Origin of the sequence: Giesbergeria sp. (genome assembly GCF_028686475.1) — a bacterium.
GTDB lineage: Bacteria > Pseudomonadota > Gammaproteobacteria > Burkholderiales > Burkholderiaceae_C > Simplicispira.
In genome coordinates this window covers 14,161-36,359 of sequence record NZ_JAQUCA010000018.1, presented here as the reverse complement: position 1 = coordinate 36,359, position 22,199 = coordinate 14,161, and the positions used below count along the sequence as shown (strand labels likewise).

Genomic DNA, 22,199 nt, shown 5'->3' with positions numbered 1-22,199 from the left:
CATGCCGCTGAATTTTTCTATCCGCACTGGGCTGGCTTTGCTCGCTGCCAGTGGCTTGACCGCCTGCTCTTTTGCGCCGGAGTATGTACGCCCTGAAGCACCCGTAGCGGCACACTGGCCGACCTCTACCGAGGCCCATGCCAGCAGCCAGCAAGCCCAGGCCGATATTGCCGCTTGGCAAGACTTTATTGTCGATGCCCAACTGCGCGAATTGGTCAGCTTGGCTTTGCAGCAGAACCGCGATTTGCGGTTGGCGCTGGCCAATATCGAGCAAGCGCGGGCGCAATACCAAATCCGCCGTGCCGACCAATTCCCCACCATCAATGCCGGTGTGATGGGCAACCGCCAGCCCAAAACCGATGGTAGCGGCGATATGACCAGCGCTTACAGTGCTGGACTGTTGCTCACCGCCTGGGAAGTGGATGTATTTGGCCGCATTGCCAACCTGAAAACGGCGGCCCAAGCCCAATGGCTGGCGACGCAAGAGGCACGCAACGCCGTGCAAACCAGTTTGGTGGCGGCGGTGGCCAGTAGCTGGCTTAGTTGGCAAAGCAATAGCCAATTGTTGGCCCTTGCCCAAGCTACGGTGGCCAGCCGCGAAGAATCTTTGCGTTTGGTGCGCCTGCGCTTTGAGCAAGGCGTGGCTTCGGCCTTGGAGTTGCGCCAAGCCGAATCGGTGCTGGCGGCGGCGCGCGTGGCCCAAGCGCAGCAACAGCGCTTGCAAGCCTTGGATGTGAATGCCCTGACCTTGTTGCTAGGCCAAGCGCTACCCGAGTCTATGCAACAACCGTCAGCGCGCCCAGCAGTGGATGCGCTGGCCGCTGGCGTTTTGCCGCTGCACCCGGTGCCGGTGGGGCTGCCCTCCGACTTGTTGCAACGCCGCCCGGATATTCGCCAAGCCGAGCAGCAATTGCTGGCTGCCCATGCCAACATTGGCGCGGCACGGGCTGCGTTTTTTCCACGCATTGCTTTAACGGCCAGTGCAGGCACGGCCAGCGGGGCGCTCTCGGGCCTGTTTGAAAGTGGTTCTTGGGGCTGGACTTTGGCTCCCCAAGCGCTGTTGCCTATTTTTGATGCCGGACGCAATCAGGCCAATTTGGAAGTGGCCCAAGCCGGTCGCCAGCTGGCCTTGGCGCAGTACGAAAAAGCCATCCAAACCGCCTTCCGCGAAGTGGCCGATGCGCTGGCCGGGCAAAGCACCTTACAGCAGCAATGGCAGGCCCAGCAAGCGCAAATGCAGGCCGAACAAGAACGTTTGCGCTTGGCCGATTTGCGTTACCGCAATGGCGTGGCCAACCACCTAGAGTTGCTGGATGCCCAACGGGCTTTGTTTGCCAGCCAGCAGGCTTGGGTGCAGACCCGGCTGGCGCAGCAGCAAAACCAAGTGGCGCTCTACAAAGCTTTGGGCGGCGGCTGGAAGGAAGACCACGGGCTTTAAAATTCGCTGCTAAAGTTAAGCGCTTATGCCCTCCGCCATCCACAATGCTTTTTTAGATGCCAGCTTGCTGGTTTGTGCCTTGGCCGTGGCCCTGTGGATGCAGCCTTGGCGCTGGTTGCGCGGCGGTGCTTTGCTAACGCCCGTATTAGCCACCTTGGTGGTGTTACCGTGGTTGTGGGCTTTGCCGCAATTGCACGCCATGCCCTTGCAATTGCAGTTTTCTGGGGCTTGCATGGTCACGCTGATGCTGGGTTGGCCGCTGGCGGTGCTGCTTTTGTTGGCGGTGGCCGTGATAGCTGGCCTGCTCAGTGGTGCGCCAGCGCTCAATAGCATCGTGGCACTGGCACTGTGGCAGGGGGTGCTGCCAGCCACGCTGGCGCTGTGTTTGGGGGCGCTGCTGCGCCGCATCACAGGTGAGCATCTGTTTGTATATGTGCTGGGCCGCGCCTTTTTGGGCACTGCCGTTTGCCTGTTTGCCTCGTCGGCATTGGCGCAATGGTTGGGCCAGCCGCTGCCCGGCGTGGGGGGTGATTTGTCTATGGTGGCACACTGGCTGATGGCCTGGGGCGATGCCTTCATGACCGGAATGCTCACCGCCGTGTTTGTCGCCTTTAAGCCCGAGTGGCTGGCCACTTGGTCAGACCGGCTGTACCTGCGCCCACCTCCGGCCTGACTTGGGTTTTAAGCGACGCTGTTGGAGCGCAACCGCATTTCAGCGGCCCGCGCATGGGCTTGCAAGCCCTCGCCGTGGGCAATGACAGAAGCAATCTGGCCCAACACCTGCGCGCCTTGCTCGCTCACTTCAATCAGGCTGCTGCGTTTTTGGAAATCATAGACCCCGAGCGGGCTGCTAAAACGCGCCGTACCCGAAGTGGGCAGCACATGGTTGGGGCCAGCGCAATAATCGCCCAAGCTCTCGCTGGTGTAGGCACCTAAAAAGATGGCCCCAGCGTGCTTGAGCAGTGGCTCCCAGCGGTGCGGCTCTTGGCTAGAGACTTCCAAATGCTCGGGCGCGATGCGGTTGCTGATGGCGCAGGCTTCTTCCATGCTGCGGGTTTGAATCAGCGCACCACGGCCATTCAGGCTTTTGGCGATGATGTCGGCGCGCGGCATGGTGGGCAACAGGCGGTCAATGGCCGCTTGTACGGCATCCAAATAGGCCGCGTCGGGGCTGAGCAAAATGGATTGGGCCAGCTCATCGTGTTCGGCTTGGCTGAACAAGTCCATCGCCACCCAGTCGGGCGGGGTTGTGCCATCGGCCAGCACCAAAATTTCGCTTGGACCCGCAATCATGTCGATGCCGACGGTGCCAAACACATGCTTTTTGGCACTGGCGACGTAAGCGTTGCCGGGGCCGGTGATTTTGTCCACCTTGGGCACGGTTTCGGTGCCGTAGGCCAAAGCAGCCACGGCTTGGGCACCGCCAATGGTGAAAGCCCGCGTGACCCCGGCCACATAGGCCGCCGCCAGCACCAGTGGGTTTTTCTCGCCCTTGGGCGTAGGCACGACCATGATAATTTCTTCTACCCCGGCCACATGGGCTGGAATAGCGTTCATGAGCACGCTGGACGGATAGGCGGCTTTGCCGCCGGGTACATAAATGCCCACCCGGTCTAGGGGCGTGACTTTTTGTCCGAGCAAGGTGCCATCTTCGTCGCGGTAGCTCCAGCTCTCGCCGCTGGCTTTCTTTTGTGCTTCGTGGTAGCGGCGTACGCGGGCGGCGGCTTGTTGCAGGGCTTGGCGCTGCTGCTCAGGCAGGGTATCGAAGGCGGCTTTGAGTTCCTCTTGGCGCAGTTCCAATTCGGCCATACGGGTGGCCGGCACGCCGTCAAAGCGCTGCGTGTATTCCAGCACGGCGGCATCCCCGCCTTGGCGCACATCGGCCAAGATGTCGGCTACACGCTGCTCAATCGCGGCATCGGTATCGGCAGACCAGTGCAGGCGCGCCGCAAAATCAGCTTCAAACGAGGCGCTCTCGGTACACAGACGGATGGGGGTAGCTTGGATCATGCGATGCTTTCCTGATAAACGTGGGCCGTAGTGGTAGCGCGGCTTAATCTTGCGCGGGAATGGCCGCGGCAAAAATATCAATCAAACGGCGCAAAGGGGCCATTTTCAGTTTGAGCGCAGCTTGATTGACCACCAAATGCGAGCTGATGTCCATGATGCGCTCGACCTCAACCAAGTGGTTGGCCTTGAGAGTGTTGCCGGTAGAAACCAAATCGACGATGGCATCGGCCATGCCGGTGAGCGGGGCCAGTTCCATGCTGCCATAGAGCTTGATCAGATCCACATGCACGCCTTTGCTGGCAAAAAATTCGCGGGCAATGGCGGTGTACTTGGTAGCGACCTTCAGGCGCGAGCCTTTTTTCACGGCCTCGGCATAGTCAAAACCAGCGCGCACGGCCACACTGACGCGGCATTGGGCAATGCGTAAGTCCAGTGGTTGGTACAGGCCCGAGCGGGCTGCACCACCCCATTCGGCGCTGTGCTCGATCAGGGTGTCTTTGCCGCACACACCCATATCGGCACCACCATGCTGCACATAGGTCGGCACATCGCTGGCACGTACCATGACCACGCGCACATCGGCTTGGTTGGTGGGCAAAATCAGCTTGCGCGATTTTTCGGGGTCTTCTAATACCTGAATGCCAGCAGCAGCCAGCAAAGGCATAGTTTCATCAAAAATGCGGCCTTTGGACAGGGCGAGGGTAATCATCGGTCAAATTCTTTCTATGTCGGCACCCAAGCCGCGCAGTTTGGCTTCCATGCAGTCGTAACCCCGGTCGAGGTGGTAAATCCGGTCGACGGTGGTTTCACCGTCTGCCACTAAACCAGCAATGACCAAACTGGCTGAGGCGCGTAAATCGGTTGCCATGACGGTAGCACCCGACAGCTTATGGCCACTCTGCCCCAAGCCTTCGATCACGGCGGTGCGGCCATCAATTTGGATGCGTGCGCCCAGACGTAGCAGCTCGTTGACGTGCATGAAGCGGTTTTCAAAAATGGTTTCCGACACCGTGGCCGTGCCTTGCGCTACACAGTTGAGCGCCATGAACTGCGCCTGCATATCGGTGGGGAAGCCTGGATACTCGGTGGTGCGGAAGCCCTGGGCCTTGAGTTGGTCTGCACCAGGGCTAGAGACGCGGATGCCACCGGGCGCAGCCTGTACCTCCACCCCTGCGTCACGCAATTTATCGATCACGGCATCCAAATGATCGGGGCGGGCGTGGCGCAGCAGCACATCGCCACCCGTGGCGGCCACAGCGCACAGAAAAGTACCGGCCTCGATTCGGTCGGCCACGACCTCGTGGGTGCAGCCGTGCAATTGCTGCACGCCTTGAATGCGGATGCGGCTGCTGCCGTGGCCTTCAATCTGGGCTCCCATGCGAATCAGCATTTCGGCCAAATCGACAATTTCGGGTTCTTGGGCCGCGTTTTCCAGTACTGTCTCGCCCTCGGCCAGAGTGGCTGCCATGAGGAAGTTTTCTGTCCCGGTGACAGTGACCATATCGGTGGTGATGCGTGCGCCTTTCAGGCGGGTACGGCCTTCGGGCAGGCGGGCTACCATGTAGCCATGCTCGACCACAATCTCGGCCCCCATGGCCTGCAAGCCTTTGATATGCTGGTCAACCGGGCGCGAACCAATGGCACAACCACCGGGCAAAGACACGGTAGCACGGCCAAAACGCGCCAGCAACGGCCCCAGCGCCAGCACCGAAGCGCGCATGGTCTTGACCAGCTCATAGGGTGCTTCGGGGTTGGACAAAGCGCCTGCATCCAGCTGTACACCGCCGTGGTGATCGCGCTGCGCTGTCACGCCCATATTGCGAATCAGCTTGAGCATGGTGGCCACATCTTGCAGATGGGGCACGTTGTTGAGCTGTACCGGCTCTGGCGTGAGCAAGGCAGCGCACAGCTCGGGCAGAGCGGCGTTTTTAGCGCCTGAGACCACCACTTCACCCATCAGGGGGCGGCCACCGCGAATCAAAAGTTTGTGCATGGTCAGGGTCTTAGTTGCCCGATTGGGCCGCCCATTCGGCGGGGGTGTAGGTTTTCATGGACAGGGCGTGGACCTCATCCGTTTGCAGCTTGCTGCCCAGCGTGGCATAGACGCGCTGGTGGCGCGCAATGGCGCGCTTGCCTTCAAATTCGGGCGAAACGATGGTGGCGTACCAATGGCGGCCATCGCCCTCGACGCTCAGGTGTTGGCAGGACAGACCCGCGCCAATCAGTTGTTGTAGTTGTTCGGCAGTCATAAAAATTGGAGAAATCTTAGTTGCGGATTTTGTAGCCCGTGCGTAACAGGTGCAGTGCCACGGCGCTCACCAGCAGCCAAGCGACACTCACAATGCCCAAACTCAGCCACGGCGAGGCATCGCTTTGGCCAAAAAAGCCATAGCGGAAGCCATCAATCATGTAAAAAAATGGGTTCAGGTGGCTGACTTGCTGCCAAAACGCTGGCAGCGAGTGGATAGAGTAAAACACGCCCGATAGAAAAGTCATGGGCATGATGACAAAGTTCTGGAACGCGGCCATCTGGTCAAATTTATCGGCCCACAGACCGGCAATCAGGCCCAAGGTGCCCAGCAGGGCAGCGCCCAATACGGCAAACACCACAATCCACAGCGGCGCGGCAAATTCTGGCGTGGCAAAGCCCAGCGTGACCAAAAACACGCCCACGCCCACAGCCAAACCACGCACCACCGAGGAGCCGACATAGGCGACAAACCACGCCCAATGCGACAAGGGCGTGAGCAGCAAAAACACCACGTTGCCCATGATTTTGCTTTGCACCAAGCTCGACGAGCTATTGGCAAAGGCGTTTTGCAGCACGCTCATCATCACCAAACCGGGCACCAAAAAGCTGGCATAGTCGATGCGGTCATACACTTTGACGTGGTCTTGCATCACGTGGCCAAAAATCAGCAGGTACAGGGCAGCGGTCAGCACCGGCGCGGCGATGGTCTGGAAACTGACCTTCCAAAAACGCAGCACCTCTTTATAAAACAGCATTTGCCAGCCAGTCATGCGGCACCTCCGGTGGTGTGGGCAGCCATCACGCTCAGGAACACATCTTCTAAATCAGCGCGGCGGATTTCTACATCTTGCACCTGCACCCCTGCCTCACGCAGGGCCGCCAAGTGGCGTTCAATCTCTTGCGCATCGTGGGCTACCATTTGCACCACGCGGCCCGTGATGCGGGCTTGCGCGGCCAAAGCAGTCGGCAAAGCATCGTCGGTTTTGAACACCAGCACGTTGCCCGATACGGCTTGCAATAGCTTGGAAGTGTCGTCTAGCGCCACCACTTGGCCGCGTTTGAGCATGGCGATGCGTCCGCACAGGGCTTCGGCTTCGTCCAAATAATGGGTGGTCAGTAGTACCGTGTTGCCTTCTTTGTTCAGGCGGGCGATAAAGTGCCACAGGGTTTGGCGCAGTTCCACATCGACACCAGCGGTAGGCTCATCCAGCACGATGATGGGCGGTTTGTGTACCAGCGCTTGTGCCACCAGCACACGCCGCTTCATACCACCCGAGAGCTGGCGCATATTGGCATTGGCTTTTTCTGTCAGGCCCAAACTCTCTAACAGTTCGTCAATCCAGGCATCGTTGTGCTTGACACCAAAATAGCCCGACTGAAAGCGCAGCGCTTCGCGCACGTTAAAAAACGGGTCAAACACCAACTCTTGCGGCACGATGCCCAACTTGCGCCGGGCAGCGGCGTAGTCGGTTTGCACATCGCTGCCTTGCACCAACACCCGGCCACTGCTGGCGCGGGCCAGACCAGCCAAAATGCTGATCATGGTGGTTTTGCCGGCCCCGTTGGGGCCGAGCAGGCCAAAAAATTCGCCCTCTTGGATGTCTAAACTGACATTATTGAGGGCATGGAACGGCCCTTGGGCCGTGGAGTAGGTCTTAGAGACCGCTTGGAAGGAGATAGCAGGCATGGGAGCGGGTGATTTTACCCGCTGGCCTTGCTCCTTAGGGTCTTACGGCCTTTGTGGCGGGCTACCGCATGAACGCCGGTGGATGGGGCTGGGCTTGCATTTGTGCCTGCTGCAGCATCTCGCGCAGAGCAGGTCCCATGCGCCCATAGCTACGGCCATTGCCACGTTCAATCGCTGGTAGCGCCAGTACCTCGTACACCGGCAGCCACTGCTCCTGTCCATCTGCGCCCAACACGCGCAAACGCAGTGCCGGGTTGGGCAGATAGTGGCCGTTCATCATGCGCTGCCACAGACGACGGGCGGGCTGGTAATCGCTGTTGACCTCGGCGCGGGCCAGCACCGCGTTAAAGTAGCTGCGCTTGCGCCGCTCTTCGCGCCAAACGGCATGGGGCAGGGCATCCATGTTACGCATTAAATAAGCCGCGTCAAAGCCGGACAGGCGGACGATGCCGGGTTGCTTCGGGTCGCCTGCCACATAGGGGTTGTACAGCATTGAGGCCAGCGTCTTGAGTCCGGACAGCATCAGTTGCAGCGGTAAGTATTCGCCTTGGTGCTGGTGCAAGCGCAGCAAGCGCCCATCGACCTGCACATCAATAAAAGGCGCGGCTACGCGCTCCCAGATGGCGGCAAACTCGTCGCGCGCATAGGCGGCATCGCGTGTGGCACGGGCCAGCGCGTAATGCTGGGCGGTGTGGCCGAACAGGTCGCGTACCTCGATGTCGGCCCCACGGTCGATTAACACCTCCACCAAAGGCAGGTTGCCCGCCTCGGCAGCCAGCATCAGCGGCGTGGCATCTAATACCGTGCGGTGGTCCACGCCGTACTGGTCGCACTGTTGCAAGATGTCTTTGAAGTTCTTTTTTTCGTAGGATTTGGCGTAGCGGGTATTCAGTGCCTCGCGGGCGCGGCTAAAGGAGCCGGAACGCAAATTGGCCAACATTTGGCCAGCTACGGGCCAGTGCATTTCTGCATTCAGTGCATACAAGTGGTTATCTAAATAATGCCAGACGGCCATGTCCAGCAGTTGCTGGCGTGGCTTGTTGGACAGATTGCTGGCATCGTAGGCGCGCTCGGCGCTGGCGGCCAGCAATTCGCCATTCCAGACCGGCCAAGGCACGGGTTTGGTACGCAATACATTTTGGCGAATCGCATCGGCCTGCTCTTGTTTGCCCTGCTGTTCTAGGCGGTGGGCTTCGCGCTCCCAGTCTTGGCGGCTGGAGGCCGTCGCTTGCACCTCCACACGCTCGCCGTTATCGTGCAGCTCTAGCAGTTGCAACAGCGGATGGGCCAAATCACTCTCTACCAAGAACAGGTTTTCTACCGCCCGGGTGATGGCGACGTAGAGTGCATTGACGTAGAACTTCCACAGCTCCAAGGAGCGGTCGTGTTTGTCTTTGGCGCGGCGGTAGTCCAGCTCTTCCTTGGCCAGCGCAGCGGCACTGACACCCTCGCAAATTTCGGCATAGGCTTGGCGTTGGGCGCTGACAAAGCGGTACAGGATGATGCTGGGATACTCCAAGCCCTTGGCCTCGTGTACCGAAAACACCAGCGGCGTGCGAAAGACAGCGCGCGCCTCGGCCTTGTCCTCGTCGCGCAAAACCAGCACGGCAAACTGGGTCGAGGCCCGGGTACGGGCATCCAATTCTCGCTTGACGGCATCTTTGTCGGGCAACAGGCGCACTTGCCCTTCTGCGTTGGCCGCAGCGCGCACCAAGTGGTTGCTTTCGCGGTCAATCGAGCCAAAGCGTGCATGTTTGATTTTAAGTAGCGTATTGGCCACGCGCGTCACTTCGCGCGTATTGCGGTAATTGACGGCCAACACCGACAGGCTTTGGTGTTCGGCCAGCTGTGGATCGCGCCAAAACAGGCTCTTAACGGCGCTCCACGAGAAAAAGTTGGGATGCACAATCTGATTGGAATCGCCACACAACATAAAGCGTCCCGGCCCTTTGTGCGATTTGAGCGTGCGTAACACCAGCGCCAGCTGGGCATTGGTCAAGTCTTGCACCTCGTCCACCACGATGAAATCGTACTGCGGCTGGGCCAGCGCCTGCCATTCGTGGGCAATCAGGTTGCTGTCAAACTGTTGGCTTTCGGCCAGCCAGTCGCGGTATTTGCCAAACAGGGCATAAATCGCCTCACGCTGTTCAGGCTCAAAAATAGACTGGCGCGGCCCCAAGGCCAAATAGGCTTGGCGCGTCAGTACGCCTTCGGGCTGGCTGCCAATCACACCGCGAAACTCCTCAAAACACGGGTGGGCATCGGTGAAGCGATAAAACTGGCGGTGGCGCTCAAACCAGTTGCGAAAGGCGGCAAACGTTACTTCGCGCCCCGGCGGCACGCGCAGGGTTTCCAAAAATTCGCGGTAGGACAAAAATTGTGCTTCTTGCGCCGGGTTTTCATAGCCGTGGGACTCGTAAATGGCGCGTGCATTTTGCGCCAACCACGGCGATTGGGTGACATACAGCACCTCGCCCTCGGTTTGGCGTAGCTTGGCCAAAGTCAGTGCCGTTTTGCCTGAGCCTGCCGACCCGACCAAAATCAAGGGGGGTGGCAGGCGGTAGATGCTCTCTTGGGCATCGTCAAACGAAATCGGCTTGTCTAGTACATGAAAATCCACGCGCCCAGGGTGCAGGTAGCGCAGTGGCTCGGCCTCTTGGGCGGCCTGCGCCGCATCGACATCGAGCGTCTGGGAAGTGTCTAGGCGCGCCCCACGCAAAAAACGTGATTTATCGTAAGCATGGTGGGCAATCACTTCCAAGGCCAAACACACCGTGCGCTCGCCGTGGCGCACAAAGCGCACCAGCAGACGACTCGCATCATCGAGTTTGGCGCGACAGTAGGGCGTAGGGGCCAGTTTCTTGACATCAGCACTCTTGAAATCACCCCGCTCGATAGCGGCGCGGACTTTGTTGAACTTGGTCTGAAAACCAGTCAAATCCAAATCGGTATGCAACAGAACGTCCATAAACAGAGAGGGTGAAAAGTGAGCAGGAGCTAACCATAACAAAAAAAGCCCGCGCACTGCGCGGGCTTGGGACAAAAAGTGGCCACCTAGCGCCTTACAGCCCTAGATGCCCCTCATGCAGTGTCCAAATTAAGCGGCAACGCCTTTGGCCACGTCAGCGTACTCTTCAATTTGGTCGAAGTTCATGTAACGATAAACGCTGGCCTTGTCGGCATCAATCACGCCCATCGCCGCCAGATACTCTTCCTTGGTGGGCAACTTGCCCAGTTTGGAAGCAATCGCGGCCAGCTCGGCGGAACCCAAGAACACATTGGTGTTCTTGCCCAAACGGTTGGGGAAGTTGCGCGTGGAGGTAGAAATCACGGTAGCGCCTTCGCGCACTTGGGCTTGGTTGCCCATGCACAGCGAGCAACCGGGCATTTCGGTACGCGCACCCGAGGCACCAAAGGCAGCGTAATGGCCTTCTTTGATGAGTTCGGTTTGGTCCATCTTGGTGGGAGGGGCCACCCACATCTTGACCGGGATGTCACGCTGGCCGCCCAGCAGCTTGGCAGCGGCACGGAAGTGGCCGATGTTGGTCATGCAGGAGCCGATGAACGATTCGTCAATCTTGGTGCCCGCCACTTCGGACAGGAACTTGGCATCGTCCGGGTCATTCGGGCAGCAAACGATAGGCTCTTTGATATCGGCCAAGTCGATTTCAATCACGGCGGCGTATTCGGCATCCTTGTCGGCTTCGAGCAGATTGGGGTTGGCCAACCAGGCTTCGACCTTCTCGATGCGACGGGCCAGCGTCTTTGCGTCTTGGTAGCCATCGGCAATCATGTTCTTCATCAGCACGATGTTGGAACGCAGGTACTCGGCAATCGGCTCGGGGTTGAGCTTGATGGTGCAACCGGCGGCAGAACGTTCAGCCGAAGCGTCGGACAGTTCAAAGGCTTGCTCGACCTTCAAATCGGGCAGACCTTCGATTTCCAAGATACGGCCCGAGAAGGCGTTAATCTTGCCTGCCTTGGCCACGGTCAGCAAACCTTGCTTGATGGCGTACAGCGGAATCGCGTGTACCAAATCGCGCAGGGTTACGCCGGGCTGCATTTCGCCCTTGAAGCGCACCAAGATGGATTCAGGCATATCCAGCGGCATCACGCCAGTAGCCGCACCGAAGGCCACCAAACCGGAACCAGCGGGGAAGGAAATACCAATCGGGAAGCGCGTGTGCGAGTCACCGCCAGTACCGACGGTATCGGGCAGCAGCAAGCGATTGAGCCAGCTGTGAATCACACCGTCACCGGGACGCAGGGCCACGCCGCCCCGGTTGCTGATGAAGGCGGGCAGTTCGCGGTGGGTTTTCACATCGACTGGCTTGGGATACGCAGCGGTGTGGCAGAACGATTGCATCACCAAATCAGCACTGAAGCCCAAGCAAGCCAAGTCTTTCAGCTCGTCGCGCGTCATGGGGCCGGTGGTGTCTTGCGAACCGACGGTGGTCATTTTGGGTTCGCAGTAGGTACCGGGGCGCACGCCTTGGCCTTCTGGCAGACCGACGGCACGACCGACCATTTTTTGCGCCAGCGTGAAGCCAGCTTTGGTCTCAGCCGGTGGTGTGGGCAGGCGGAACAGCGTGGAAGCGGGCAGGCCCAAAAACTCACGCGCCTTGGCAGTGAGCGAGCGGCCAATAATCAGGTTGATACGGCCACCGGCGCGCACTTCGTCAAACAGCACATCGCTTTTCAGGGCAAACTCGGCCACGGTGTCGCCGTTTTTAACGATTTTGCCGTCGTAGGGCAGCACGTCAATCACGTCACCCATTTCCAGCTTGGACACATCGACTTCAATCGGCAGCGAGCCAGAATCTTCTTGCGTATTGAAGAAAATCGGGGCAATTTTGCCGCCCAGCGTGACACCGCCAAAGCGCTTGTTCGGCACGAAGGGGATGTCTTGGCCGGTAGCCCAAACGATGGAGTTGGTGGCCGACTTGCGGCTCGAACCCGTACCGACCACATCGCCGACGTAGGCCACGAGGTGACCGTTTTTCTTCAGGTCGTCGATGAACTGCATCGGGCCGCGCTTGCCGTCTTCTTCGGGCTTGAAGGCAGCGTCAGGACGGGTGTTCTTCAGCATGGCCAAATAGTGCAGCGGGATGTCGGGGCGGCTCCAGGCATCGGGCGCGGGCGACAGGTCGTCGGTGTTGGTCTCGCCGGGCACCTTGAACACGGTGACAGTGATTTTTTTCTCGACTTCGGGGCGGCTGGTGAACCATTCGCCTTCAGCCCAGCTTTGCATCACTTCTTGGGCCTTGGCGTTGCCCGCTTTGGCTTTGTCGGCCACATCGTTGAAGAAGTCAAACATCAGCAGCGTCTTCTTCAGCGCTTCGGCGGCCACGCCAGCTACTTCGGCATCGTCGAGCAGTTCAATCAGCGGATGCACGTTGTAGCCACCCACCATCGTGCCCAGCAGCTCAGTGGCTTTGGCTTTGGAAATCAAACCCACAGCGATGTCACCATGCGCTACCGCAGCCAAAAAGCTGGCCTTGACCTTGGCGGCATCATCCACGCCCGGTGGCACGCGGTGCGTGAGCAAGTCCAGCAAGAAGGCTTCTTCGCCAGCGGGTGGGTTCTTAATCAGTTCGATTAATTCGGCCACTTGTTTGGCATCCAGCGGCAGGGGGGGAATGCCCAGTGCGGCGCGCTCGGCCGCATGATCACGGTAGGCTTTTAACATCAATTTCTCCGGTGGTTTTATAGGGGTGGGGCGATTTCAGCAGTGAAGGCAGCCGCCCTTAGCGGGTAGCGGTGGGCTGTGCATCCAGCACGCTGGGTGGGGGGGTCTTTTTGATGGCTTGGGCCACTTGGTATTGCTCAGGGCTCATGCACTCATCGGCCAAGCGCTGGCCACGTTTTTGGTCCATCAACATGGATTTGTTGGCAATTTGTAACCAAACCGCACCGGCTTTTTGGTCTTCTAGGCGCACGGTGCCGGTGCTGGTGGCCACGGGTGCCATGTGGTACTTAAAGCCTTTACCATCAATTTGGAAGTGACCGGGCGTTTGTGGGTCAGGCGTGACGCGCACCGAAGCACCCAACTCGCAAGCGATGGTGCCGGTGTGTACGCGCTCGGCCAGCGACAGCACATCGGGCGATAAAGGAGCAGCTGCAGCTACCGGGGTACTGGTCAAGGCGGCAGCGCCCAAAGCACCCGCACCCACGACGGCAGCACCGACCGCCACAGCGCGGCCACGGCCAGAAGAACGGCTGCTGGTATCGGCCTTGGCCACCACGATTTTTTGGCTGGGCTTGGCTTTGGCGCTGATGGCTTTCGTGCTGCTGGCCTTGGCGGCTGGCTTGGCTTTGGCGCTAGAGGGACTAGAAGGTGCTGCCAGTGCCAGTGCAGGGACTAAGGCCAGCAAGGTGGTAGCAAACAGGGCTTTCATAAGGAACTCCGGCAAAATTAAATAAGGGTGCATGAACAGAACAAAAGTTCACAACCAGTGTTGTACCGCAACTGGCAAAGCCCGGCCAGTTTGGTGGGCGCGTTCTAACAATTGCCAGAAGTAACGGTAACTGGCCCGGTCATGCAAAACGCCATCGAGGCTAATGGGTGCCCAATCGGCGGTGCCAGCAGCAGCAATGATGCGCGCGGCATGGTCAATCTCGTCTTGGGCTGGGGCAAAGGCGGCCAAAATGGGCCGAATTTGCGCCGGGTGGATGCTCCACATGCGCGTGTAACCCAACTCGGCAGCGGCGCGGTGGGCAGCCGCTTGCATAGCAGCGCTATCGGTAAACTCAGTGACGACACAATGCGATGGCGTTTTGCCGTGGGCATGGCAGGCGGCGGCAATTTCTAATTTAGCGCGCAGCACCAGTGGGTGCGTAAACTGCCCGGCAGAAGTCATGCCCGAGGCCGGAATCGCCCCACCATGCGCCGAGACAAAATCCATCAGGCCAAAACTCAGGCTTTGCACCCGTGGATGCGCGGCAATTTCAAAGGCGCGATGTACGGCGGCGGGCGATTCAATCAATACTTGCAGTGGCAAATGGGCGGCACCAGCGCGCTCTAGGGCTTTTTCGGCCAGCAACACATCATCGACCGACTCCACCTTGGGCAGCATGATGTGGCACAGCTTATGGCCCGCCTCGCCCGCAATGGTGGCCATATCATTGGCAAAAGCCGGGTGGTCTACCGGATGCACCCGCGCGGCCACACGCGCACCGGGTGCTGCGGTTTGGGCCAAGGCGGCCACCAAAGCGGCATGGGGAGCCTCGCCACCCACAGGGGCACCATCTTCACAGTCCAGCGTGACATCAAACACGCAGGTACCAAATTCTTCAGTCATTTCGGCCTGCAATTGCAGGCTTTTACGCATCCGCACTTCAACGCCGCTGTAATGGTCACAGACGGGCAAAAAACCGGTTTGCGCCTGGGCACCAAGGAGAACGTCGCGGGGATGGGTCATAGACAATTACACACTAGGCCAACGAGGCCGGAAAAAACAAAGCGCAGTCCCAGAACACACACCGGCATCTGGGACTGCGCTGTCAAGGGGCGATTACAGCAGGTGCTTCACGCCGTCGGCTTCGCCTTGCAGCTCGGCCAAAGTCTTGTTGATGCACTCTTGCGAGAAGGCATCAATTTCCAGACCTTCGACGATTTTGTATTCGCCATCAGGGGTGGTGGTGACGGGGAAGCCAAACACGATGCCAGCAGGAATACCGTATTCGCCGTTGGAAGGCACGCCCATTGTTACCCATTCGCCATTGGAGCCCAAAGCCCAATCGCGCATGTGGTCGATGGCGGCGTTGGCAGCCGAAGCCGCCGAAGACAGGCCACGGGCAGCGATGATGGCCGCCCCGCGCTTGCCCACGGTGGGCAGGAACACTTCGGCGTTCCAGACTTGGTCGTTGATGGTGTCTTTGACCGAAGCGCCGTTGATGGTGGCAAAACGGTAATCGGCGTACATGGTGGGCGAGTGGTTGCCCCACACGGTCAGGCCCTTGATGTCGCCCACGGCGGTGCCGGTCTTGGCCGCGATTTGCGAAGCCGCGCGGTTGTGGTCCAGACGCAACATGGCGGTGAAGTTCTTGGCGGGCAGATCGGGGGCCGACTTCATGGCGATGTAAGCGTTGGTGTTGGCGGGGTTGCCCACCACCAGCACCTTGACATTGCGGCTGGCGACCTTGTTCAGGGCCTTGCCTTGCACGGTGAAGATGGCAGCGTTGGCGGCCAACAGGTCAGCGCGCTCCATGCCGGGGCCACGCGGACGGGCACCGACCAACAGGGCGTAATCGGTGTCTTTGAAGGCTTCTTCGGGGTTGCTGTGGGCTTCGATGCCAGCCAGCAGCGGGAAAGCACAGTCTTCCAGCTCCATGATCACGCCTTTGAGGGCGTTTTGGGCTTTTTCGTCTGGGATTTCGAGCAGTTGCAGGATGACGGGCTGGTCTTTGCCCAGCATTTCGCCGGAAGCGATGCGGAACAACAGGGCGTAACCGATTTGACCTGCTGCGCCGGTGACGGCCACGCGAACGGGTGCTTTGCTCATGGTGGAAAACTCCAGGAAGTGAAGAAAAACAGGGAAGATTGCAGCGGTTGCCACCTGCGCCTGTAACCAGCAACATGTGCCCCGCAAACAGCTGAAGATTGTAGCCTCGATTTTTGTTGTGCGTCAATTTGTCTTATGTCTTATATAAGATATGATGCGTCTGCCTCACCATGCCGTCATTGCCCCTTTCTTCCTCTGATAACCCGGTTGCGTTGCCCAGCGCTGCGGGCCTGTCTGTGCCTGCCTTTAGCCCTTTGTACCAGCAAATCAAGGGCTTGATTTTGCACAGCCTGCAAGCGGGCGAATGGAAGCCCGGCGAGGCCATCCCCAGCGAAATGGAGCTGGCCGCGCGCTTTCGAGTCAGCCAAGGCACAGTACGCAAAGCGATTGACGATTTGGCGGCAGAAAATTTGGTGGTACGCCGCCAAGGCAAAGGCACTTTTGTCGCCACCCATGCCGAACAGCAAGTGCAGTACCGTTTTTTGCGTTTGTTGCCCGATCATGGCGATGCCAACGCCGAGCGCCCCGCACAGCGTCACATCATCGAGTGCAAACGGGTGCGCGCCAACGCTGAAGTGGCACGCAGTTTGGGCTTGCGCGCCGCCGACCCGGTCATGCAGGTGCGCCGCGTGCTATCGTTCAATGGTGTAGCGACTATTTTGGAAGACATCTGGTTGCCCGGCACCTCGTTCAAAAGCCTCAATGCCGAACAAATGGCCAACTACCCCGGCCCCACTTACGCCATGTTCGAGTTAGATTTTGGCGTGCGTATGGTGCGCGCCGCAGAAAAAATCCGTGCCGTATTGCCCGAGCCGGAGCAAGCCGATTTATTACAAATTTCACCCGCTACGCCCCTGCTCAGTGTCGAGCGGTTGGCCTACACCTACAACGATGTGCCAATGGAGCTACGCCGTGGCCTGTACCGCACCGATAGCCACCATTACCGCAACGATTTGAGTTGAAACTATGCGCCTATCATCAGCACCACGTCAGCAAAGAGTCGACAATATGCGCCGCGCCAAACCTACGCCTTGCTGCATTGCAATAGAATTTTGGCTTTCCTTGTCTGCGTAAGAATTAGTTACATCCACGAAAGCATTTGCCATGACCGAGCTAGCCAAAAAGCGGCCTGAATTCCGCAACATCAACGCCTTCAAGGACCTGACGACTTATCGCATGGCCCCGGCTGCATGGGTTTCCATCCTGCACCGTGCCAGTGGTGTCATCATGTTCTTGTTGCTGCCGTTCATTCTCTGGATGTTCGACATGTCGCTGTCGTCCGAAATCTCTTTTGCGAGTTTCACGGCTGCCTTTAGCGATGGGCTGGGCTTTGTGCCCGGCTGGTTTGTCAAGTTGGTGGTGTTGGCCCTCATTTGGGCCTACCTGCACCACTTCTGCGCTGGTGTGCGCCACCTGCGTATGGACATGAACCACGACTCGGTCACTAAAGAGTCGGGCAAATCCACCGCTGTCGTTACCTTGGTTATCAGCATTGCCCTGACTGTGGTGCTGGGTGCCAAACTGTTTGGCCTGTACTGATGGCCCTGTGGCCAGCACTGCATCCCAGTCCACCCCTCATTCAAAAGGAATTCCACCATGTCCGTCAATTACGGCTCCAAGCGCATCGTCGTCGGTGCCCACTATGGTCTGCGCGACTGGCTCAGCCAGCGTGTTACAGCGGCTCTGATGGCGCTGTTTACTGTGGTTGTGCTTGCACAACTGATTTTCACCAAAGGCCCCATCGGTTACGCTGCTTGGGCAGGCATTTTCTCTAGCCAATGGATGAAGGTCGTCACCTTCTCGGTCATTGTGGCCCTGATTTGGCACGTCTGGGTAGGCGTGCGCGACATCTGGATGGACTATGTCCAACCGGTTGGGCTGCGCCTGGTATTGCAGGTTTTCACCCTCGTCTGGCTGGTCGGCTGTGCTGGCTGGGGTTTCCAAGTTTTGTGGCGTCTCTGATTCCCGCGACTGAAGGCAAATAATGAGCTACACCAACGCTAACATCACTAAGCGCAAATTTGACGTGGTTATTGTCGGGGCCGGCGGCTCCGGTATGCGCGCCGCCCTCGAACTCTCGCGCGCTGGCCTGAACGTGGCCTCGCTGTCCAAAGTGTTCCCCACCCGTAGCCACACCGTGGCCGCGCAAGGTGGCGTGTCCGCCTCGCTGGGCAACATGAGCGAGGACAACTGGCACTACCACTTCTACGACACCATCAAAGGCTCTGACTGGCTCGGCGACCAAGACGCGATTGAATTCATGTGCCGCGAAGCCCCCAACGTCGTGATTGAGTTGGAACACTTCGGTATGCCGTTTGACCGCAACCCCGATGGCACGATTTACCAGCGTCCGTTTGGTGGCCACACTGCCAACTACGGCGAAAAACCCGTGCAACGCGCTTGCGCTGCGGCCGACCGTACCGGCCACGCCATGCTGCACACGTTGTACCAGCAAAACGTCAAGGCCAAAACCAACTTCTTTGTCGAGTGGATGGCGCTGGACTTGATTCGCAACAGCCAAGGCGATGTGGTCGGTGTCACGGCGCTAGAGCTGGAAACCGGCGACCTGTACGAGTTGCACGCCAAAGCCGTGCTGCTGGCCACTGGTGGCGCAGGCCGTATTTTTGCCGCTTCGACCAACGCCTTCATCAACACCGGCGACGGTTTGGGCATGGCGGCCCGTGCTGGCATTCCGCTGCAAGACATGGAATTCTGGCAGTTCCACCCCACCGGCGTGGCTGGTGCGGGTGTGCTGCTGACCGAAGGCTGCCGTGGCGAAGGCGCGATTTTGCTCAACAGCAATGGCGAGCGCTTCATGGAGCGCTATGCGCCCACCCTGAAAGACTTGGCCCCGCGCGACTTCGTTTCGCGCTCGATGGACCAAGAAATCAAGGAAGGCCGTGGCTGTGGCCCCAACAAGGACTACATCCTGATGAAGTTGGACCACCTCGGTGCCGACACCATCCGCAAGCGTCTGCCCTCGGTGGAAGAAATTGGCCACAACTTTGCCAACGTGGATATCACCAAAGAGCCGATTCCCGTCGTGCCCACCATCCACTACCAAATGGGCGGTATCCCAACCAACATCAATGGCCAAGTGGTGGTACACGATGGCGTGCAAAACCATGTGGTCAACGGCCTGTATGCCGTGGGCGAATGCTCTTGCGTCTCGGTACACGGTGCCAACCGTTTGGGCACCAACTCGCTGCTCGATTTGCTGGTGTTTGGCAAATCGGCAGGCAAACACATTGTGCAGTTTGTCAAAGAACATGGCGACCACCAGCCGGTGCCCGCCAATGGTTCTGAGCGCACCCTGACGCGCCTGAACCAACTGCAAGAGTCCAAGAGCGGCACCTACGCCCAAACGCTGGCCAACGACATCCGTACTTCGATGCAGCAGCACGCTGGCGTGTTCCGCACGCAAAAAAGCATGGACGAAGGCGTGGTCAAAATCAACGGCTTGCGTAGCCAAGTCTCCTCGGTGACGCTGCAAGACAAGTCCAAGGTCTGGAACACTGCCCGCATGGAAGCGCTGGAAGTGGACAACCTGATCGAAGTAGCCCAAGCTACCATGACTTCCGCCGCTGCCCGCAAAGAATGCCGTGGCGCGCACACCGTCTATGACTACGAGCATCCAGCTGACCACGCCGAGTTCCCGCTGGGCCGCAACGACAAGGAATGGATGAAGCACACCCTGTGGCACAGTGCTAACAACAGCCTGACCTACAAGCCGGTGAACCTCAAACCCCTGACCGTGGACAGCGTGCCACCTAAAGTCCGTACCTTCTGATCGCAGCGCACTGGAGTAAAACAATGGCAAAACGTACTTTCAAAATCTACCGCTACGATCCTGATAAGGATGCCAAGCCCTACATGCAAACCGTGCAGATTGAGCTGGACGGCCACGAACGCATGCTGCTGGATGCGCTGGTCAAGCTCAAGCAACAAGACCCGACCATCTCCTTCCGCCGCTCCTGCCGCGAAGGCGTGTGCGGATCCGATGCCATGAACATCAATGGCAAGAACGGTTTGGCCTGCCTGACCAACATGAACACCTTGCCCGGTGAAATCGTGCTCAAGCCCCTGCCCGGCCTGCCCGTCATCCGCGATTTGATTGTGGACATGACGCAGTTCTTCAAGCAGTACAACTCGATTAAGCCGTATCTGCAAAACGATAGCCTGACCTCGCCGACTAAAGAGCGTTTGCAATCGCCCGAAGAGCGCGAAGAACTCAACGGCCTGTACGAGTGCATTTTGTGCGCCAGCTGCTCGACCAGCTGCCCCAGCTTCTGGTGGAACCCCGACAAGTTCGTCGGCCCCGCTGGCCTGCTGCAAGCCTACCGCTTCATTGCCGACAGCCGCGACGAAGAAACCGCTGCGCGCCTCGACAACTTGGAAGACCCGTACCGTCTGTTCCGCTGCCACACCATCATGAACTGCGTCGATGTGTGCCCCAAGGGTCTCAACCCCACGCGCGCCATTGGCAAAATCAAAGAGCTGATGGTGCGTCGCGCTATCTAAGGCACTGACAAAATTATGGGTGAAATTCCATCCTCCGATATGGTGGCAGACATGCCACTGCTGGACGAGCGGGCGGTAAGCATGTTGCGCTGGCGCAGTCGGCGTGGCATGGTGGAGAACGACCTGTTCATCGAACGGTTTTTCACCCGCTTTGCTTCCCAATTACACCAACGCCATGCCGACGGCATGAATGCGTTAATGGATTTGGCAGACAACGACCTGCTGGATTTGCTGCTACGGCGGCGTGAGCCAGAAGGCGCGTTGAATACCGAAGAAGTGCGTGAAGTGCTAGGCATGATGCGCCAAGGTGGCAGTGGTGCAACAGCGCCAGCGCACGGATAGACAAAGCACGCAGCCCCTCTCCCCAGCCCTAACCATCGGCAACCTACCCAAGGAAATTACAATGAAGTTAGCTGACAACAAAGCCACCCTGTCGTTCTCCAATGGCAGCCCCAGCGTGGAACTTCCTGTGTACCAAGGCAATATTGGCCCAGATGTCATTGACATCCGCAAGCTGTATGGCCAAACCGGTATGTTCACCTACGACCCCGGTTTCCTGTCCACCGCCTCCTGCCAATCGGCCATCACCTACATTGATGGTGACAAGGGTGAATTGCTCTACCGTGGCTACCCGATTGAACAACTGGCCACCAAGTGCGATTACCTCGACACCTGTTACCTGCTGCTCAAGGGTGAACTGCCCACAGCGCCCCAGCGCTCTGACTTCCATAAGTTGGTGCTAGACCACACTATGGTGAACGAGCAAATGCAGTTCTTCCTGCGTGGCTTCCGCCGTGATGCCCACCCGATGGCGGTGTTGACGGGCTTGGTAGGCGCTATGTCGGCCTTCTACCACGATAGCACCGACATCAACAACCCCGAACACCGCGATGTGGCTGCAATTCGCCTGATCGCCAAGATGCCCACGCTGGTGGCAATGGCTTACAAGTACGGTAAGGGCGAGCCTTACATGTACCCACAAAACAACCTGAGCTACGCTGGCAACTTCCTGCGGATGATGTTCGGTACCCCTTGCGAAGAGTACAAGGTCAACCCCGTGATTGAACGTGCGATGGACCGCATCTTCATTTTGCACGCCGACCACGAGCAAAACGCTTCCACTTCTACCGTGCGCCTGTGCGGTTCTTCGGGCACCAACCCGTTTGCTGCTATCTCCGCAGGTGTGGCTTGCCTGTGGGGCCCTGCCCACGGCGGTGCCAACGAAGCCTGCCTGAACATGCTAGAAGACATCCAGCGCCAAGGCGGCATCGACAAGGTGGGCGAGTTCATGGAAAAGGTCAAGGACAAGAACTCCGGCGTCAAGCTGATGGGTTTTGGCCACCGCGTCTATAAGAACTACGACCCACGCGCCAAGCTGATGCAAGAAACCTGCGACGAAGTGCTGGCCGAACTGGGCCTGCAAAACGACCCGCTGTTCAAGCTGGCCAAGGCACTGGAAAAAATCGCTCTGGAAGACGACTATTTCGTCAGCCGCAAGCTCTACCCGAACGTGGACTTCTACTCCGGTATCGTGCAACGCGCCATCGGTATTCCGGTCAACCTGTTCACTGGTATTTTTGCCCTGGCCCGTACCGTCGGTTGGATTGCCCAACTGAACGAAATGATCAGCGACCCTGAGTACAAGATTGGCCGTCCACGCCAATTGTTCACTGGCGCACCCCGCCGCGACGTGGCCTAAAGTGCCGTTTTGCAGCGCTTGTGCGCTGCAAGTAGCCCAACCCGCCGTGGCCCGGCGGGTTTTTTTATGGGTGCTGGCCTATAGTAGCG

20 protein-coding genes are annotated in these 22,199 nt (G+C 58.7%); 9 read left to right on the top strand and 11 right to left on the bottom strand.

The window, feature by feature from the left end; genetic code table 11:
• Position 1: 1 nt before the first annotated feature.
• Both PHX60_RS11775 and PHX60_RS11770 read left to right on the top strand, forming a co-directional pair.
• Entirely contained in the window at positions 2 to 1,438 is a 1,437-nt protein-coding gene (locus tag PHX60_RS11775) for an efflux transporter outer membrane subunit (protein WP_300077793.1), read from the top strand.
• A 25-nt stretch (positions 1,439 to 1,463) separates the two neighbouring features.
• Entirely contained in the window at positions 1,464 to 2,111 is a 648-nt protein-coding gene (locus tag PHX60_RS11770; RefSeq protein WP_300077791.1) for a hypothetical protein, read from the top strand.
• A gap of 8 nt (positions 2,112 to 2,119) precedes the next feature.
• Here the strand turns inward: PHX60_RS11770 and hisD are convergent, their stop codons facing one another.
• From hisD to PHX60_RS11715, 11 genes are all read right to left on the bottom strand, one after another.
• Positions 2,120 to 3,448: a histidinol dehydrogenase gene (gene hisD / locus PHX60_RS11765; protein WP_300077788.1), complete on the bottom strand. Its 1,329-nt coding sequence runs from the start codon at positions 3,446 to 3,448 to the stop codon at positions 2,120 to 2,122.
• Positions 3,449 to 3,491: 43 nt separating this feature from the next.
• Complete coding sequence (hisG, locus tag PHX60_RS11760) at positions 3,492 to 4,157, bottom strand: ATP phosphoribosyltransferase (RefSeq protein WP_300077785.1); 666 nt, start codon at positions 4,155 to 4,157, stop codon at positions 3,492 to 3,494.
• Between the two features lie 3 nt (positions 4,158 to 4,160).
• Complete coding sequence (gene murA, locus PHX60_RS11755) at positions 4,161 to 5,441, bottom strand: UDP-N-acetylglucosamine 1-carboxyvinyltransferase (RefSeq protein ID WP_300077782.1); 1,281 nt, start codon at positions 5,439 to 5,441, stop codon at positions 4,161 to 4,163.
• Positions 5,442 to 5,451: 10 nt separating this feature from the next.
• A complete protein-coding gene (locus PHX60_RS11750; protein ID WP_300077779.1) occupies positions 5,452 to 5,697 on the bottom strand; it encodes a BolA family protein in 246 nt (81 codons plus the stop codon).
• A gap of 16 nt (positions 5,698 to 5,713) precedes the next feature.
• Positions 5,714 to 6,469, bottom strand: coding sequence for an ABC transporter permease (locus tag PHX60_RS11745; protein WP_300077776.1), 756 nt, complete (start codon positions 6,467 to 6,469; stop codon positions 5,714 to 5,716).
• Positions 6,466 to 7,386 carry an ABC transporter ATP-binding protein gene (locus PHX60_RS11740; RefSeq protein ID WP_300077773.1) on the bottom strand — a complete coding sequence of 307 codons (921 nt, stop codon included), beginning with the start codon at positions 7,384 to 7,386 and terminating at the stop codon, positions 6,466 to 6,468. Before PHX60_RS11740 ends, PHX60_RS11745 begins: the two co-directional genes overlap by 4 nt.
• Before the next feature lie 61 nt (positions 7,387 to 7,447).
• Positions 7,448 to 10,354, bottom strand: coding sequence for an ankyrin repeat domain-containing protein (locus PHX60_RS11735; RefSeq protein ID WP_300077770.1), 2,907 nt, complete (start codon positions 10,352 to 10,354; stop codon positions 7,448 to 7,450).
• 129 nt (positions 10,355 to 10,483) lie between these two features.
• On the bottom strand, positions 10,484 to 13,075 hold the full coding sequence (gene acnB, locus PHX60_RS11730) for a bifunctional aconitate hydratase 2/2-methylisocitrate dehydratase (protein WP_300077767.1): 2,592 nt from the start codon (positions 13,073 to 13,075) through the stop codon (positions 10,484 to 10,486).
• Between the two features lie 58 nt (positions 13,076 to 13,133).
• Complete coding sequence (locus PHX60_RS11725) at positions 13,134 to 13,784, bottom strand: hypothetical protein (RefSeq protein ID WP_300077764.1); 651 nt, start codon at positions 13,782 to 13,784, stop codon at positions 13,134 to 13,136.
• A gap of 48 nt (positions 13,785 to 13,832) precedes the next feature.
• On the bottom strand, positions 13,833 to 14,807 hold the full coding sequence (locus PHX60_RS11720) for an aldolase/citrate lyase family protein (protein WP_300077761.1): 975 nt from the start codon (positions 14,805 to 14,807) through the stop codon (positions 13,833 to 13,835).
• 93 nt (positions 14,808 to 14,900) lie between these two features.
• On the bottom strand, positions 14,901 to 15,890 hold the full coding sequence (locus PHX60_RS11715; RefSeq protein ID WP_300077759.1) for a malate dehydrogenase: 990 nt from the start codon (positions 15,888 to 15,890) through the stop codon (positions 14,901 to 14,903).
• A 170-nt stretch (positions 15,891 to 16,060) separates the two neighbouring features.
• Here PHX60_RS11715 and PHX60_RS11710 point away from each other — a divergent pair, with 170 nt between their 5' ends.
• The 7 genes from PHX60_RS11710 to gltA all read left to right on the top strand — a co-directional run bounded on the left by PHX60_RS11710 (position 16,061) and on the right by gltA (position 22,110).
• Entirely contained in the window at positions 16,061 to 16,852 is a 792-nt protein-coding gene (locus PHX60_RS11710; RefSeq protein WP_300077756.1) for a GntR family transcriptional regulator, read from the top strand.
• Between the two features lie 142 nt (positions 16,853 to 16,994).
• Positions 16,995 to 17,429 carry a succinate dehydrogenase, cytochrome b556 subunit gene (gene sdhC / locus PHX60_RS11705; RefSeq protein WP_300077753.1) on the top strand — a complete coding sequence of 145 codons (435 nt, stop codon included), beginning with the start codon at positions 16,995 to 16,997 and terminating at the stop codon, positions 17,427 to 17,429.
• Between the two features lie 57 nt (positions 17,430 to 17,486).
• The gene (sdhD, locus tag PHX60_RS11700) at positions 17,487 to 17,852 is read left to right on the top strand and encodes a succinate dehydrogenase, hydrophobic membrane anchor protein (RefSeq protein WP_300077750.1); all 366 of its coding nucleotides are present in this window, start codon (positions 17,487 to 17,489) and stop codon (positions 17,850 to 17,852) included.
• Between the two features lie 22 nt (positions 17,853 to 17,874).
• Entirely contained in the window at positions 17,875 to 19,680 is a 1,806-nt protein-coding gene (gene sdhA, locus PHX60_RS11695; RefSeq protein WP_300077747.1) for a succinate dehydrogenase flavoprotein subunit, read from the top strand.
• A gap of 23 nt (positions 19,681 to 19,703) precedes the next feature.
• Positions 19,704 to 20,411: a succinate dehydrogenase iron-sulfur subunit gene (locus PHX60_RS11690; protein WP_300077744.1), complete on the top strand. Its 708-nt coding sequence runs from the start codon at positions 19,704 to 19,706 to the stop codon at positions 20,409 to 20,411.
• A 15-nt stretch (positions 20,412 to 20,426) separates the two neighbouring features.
• Positions 20,427 to 20,753: a succinate dehydrogenase assembly factor 2 gene (locus PHX60_RS11685; RefSeq protein WP_300077741.1), complete on the top strand. Its 327-nt coding sequence runs from the start codon at positions 20,427 to 20,429 to the stop codon at positions 20,751 to 20,753.
• Positions 20,754 to 20,814: 61 nt separating this feature from the next.
• Entirely contained in the window at positions 20,815 to 22,110 is a 1,296-nt protein-coding gene (gltA, locus tag PHX60_RS11680) for a citrate synthase (protein WP_300077739.1), read from the top strand.
• Positions 22,111 to 22,199 lie beyond the last annotated feature (89 nt).

Coding starts and splice junctions, on each gene's coding strand:
- PHX60_RS11775 (WP_300077793.1), top strand. CDS start 2: ATGCCGCTGAATTTTTCTATCCGCACTGGGCTGGCTTTGCTCGCTGCC.
- sdhA (WP_300077747.1), top strand. CDS start 17,875: ATGAGCTACACCAACGCTAACATCACTAAGCGCAAATTTGACGTGGTT.
- sdhC (WP_300077753.1), top strand. CDS start 16,995: ATGACCGAGCTAGCCAAAAAGCGGCCTGAATTCCGCAACATCAACGCC.
- PHX60_RS11725 (WP_300077764.1), bottom strand. CDS start 13,784: ATGAAAGCCCTGTTTGCTACCACCTTGCTGGCCTTAGTCCCTGCACTG.
- PHX60_RS11690 (WP_300077744.1), top strand. CDS start 19,704: ATGGCAAAACGTACTTTCAAAATCTACCGCTACGATCCTGATAAGGAT.
- acnB (WP_300077767.1), bottom strand. CDS start 13,075: ATGTTAAAAGCCTACCGTGATCATGCGGCCGAGCGCGCCGCACTGGGC.
- sdhD (WP_300077750.1), top strand. CDS start 17,487: ATGTCCGTCAATTACGGCTCCAAGCGCATCGTCGTCGGTGCCCACTAT.
- PHX60_RS11710 (WP_300077756.1), top strand. CDS start 16,061: ATGCCGTCATTGCCCCTTTCTTCCTCTGATAACCCGGTTGCGTTGCCC.
- PHX60_RS11715 (WP_300077759.1), bottom strand. CDS start 15,890: ATGAGCAAAGCACCCGTTCGCGTGGCCGTCACCGGCGCAGCAGGTCAA.
- PHX60_RS11740 (WP_300077773.1), bottom strand. CDS start 7,386: ATGCCTGCTATCTCCTTCCAAGCGGTCTCTAAGACCTACTCCACGGCC.
- PHX60_RS11735 (WP_300077770.1), bottom strand. CDS start 10,354: ATGGACGTTCTGTTGCATACCGATTTGGATTTGACTGGTTTTCAGACC.
- hisG (WP_300077785.1), bottom strand. CDS start 4,157: ATGATTACCCTCGCCCTGTCCAAAGGCCGCATTTTTGATGAAACTATG.
- PHX60_RS11745 (WP_300077776.1), bottom strand. CDS start 6,469: ATGACTGGCTGGCAAATGCTGTTTTATAAAGAGGTGCTGCGTTTTTGG.
- gltA (WP_300077739.1), top strand. CDS start 20,815: ATGAAGTTAGCTGACAACAAAGCCACCCTGTCGTTCTCCAATGGCAGC.
- PHX60_RS11685 (WP_300077741.1), top strand. CDS start 20,427: ATGGGTGAAATTCCATCCTCCGATATGGTGGCAGACATGCCACTGCTG.
- murA (WP_300077782.1), bottom strand. CDS start 5,441: ATGCACAAACTTTTGATTCGCGGTGGCCGCCCCCTGATGGGTGAAGTG.
- PHX60_RS11750 (WP_300077779.1), bottom strand. CDS start 5,697: ATGACTGCCGAACAACTACAACAACTGATTGGCGCGGGTCTGTCCTGC.
- hisD (WP_300077788.1), bottom strand. CDS start 3,448: ATGATCCAAGCTACCCCCATCCGTCTGTGTACCGAGAGCGCCTCGTTT.
- PHX60_RS11770 (WP_300077791.1), top strand. CDS start 1,464: ATGCCCTCCGCCATCCACAATGCTTTTTTAGATGCCAGCTTGCTGGTT.
- PHX60_RS11720 (WP_300077761.1), bottom strand. CDS start 14,807: ATGACCCATCCCCGCGACGTTCTCCTTGGTGCCCAGGCGCAAACCGGT.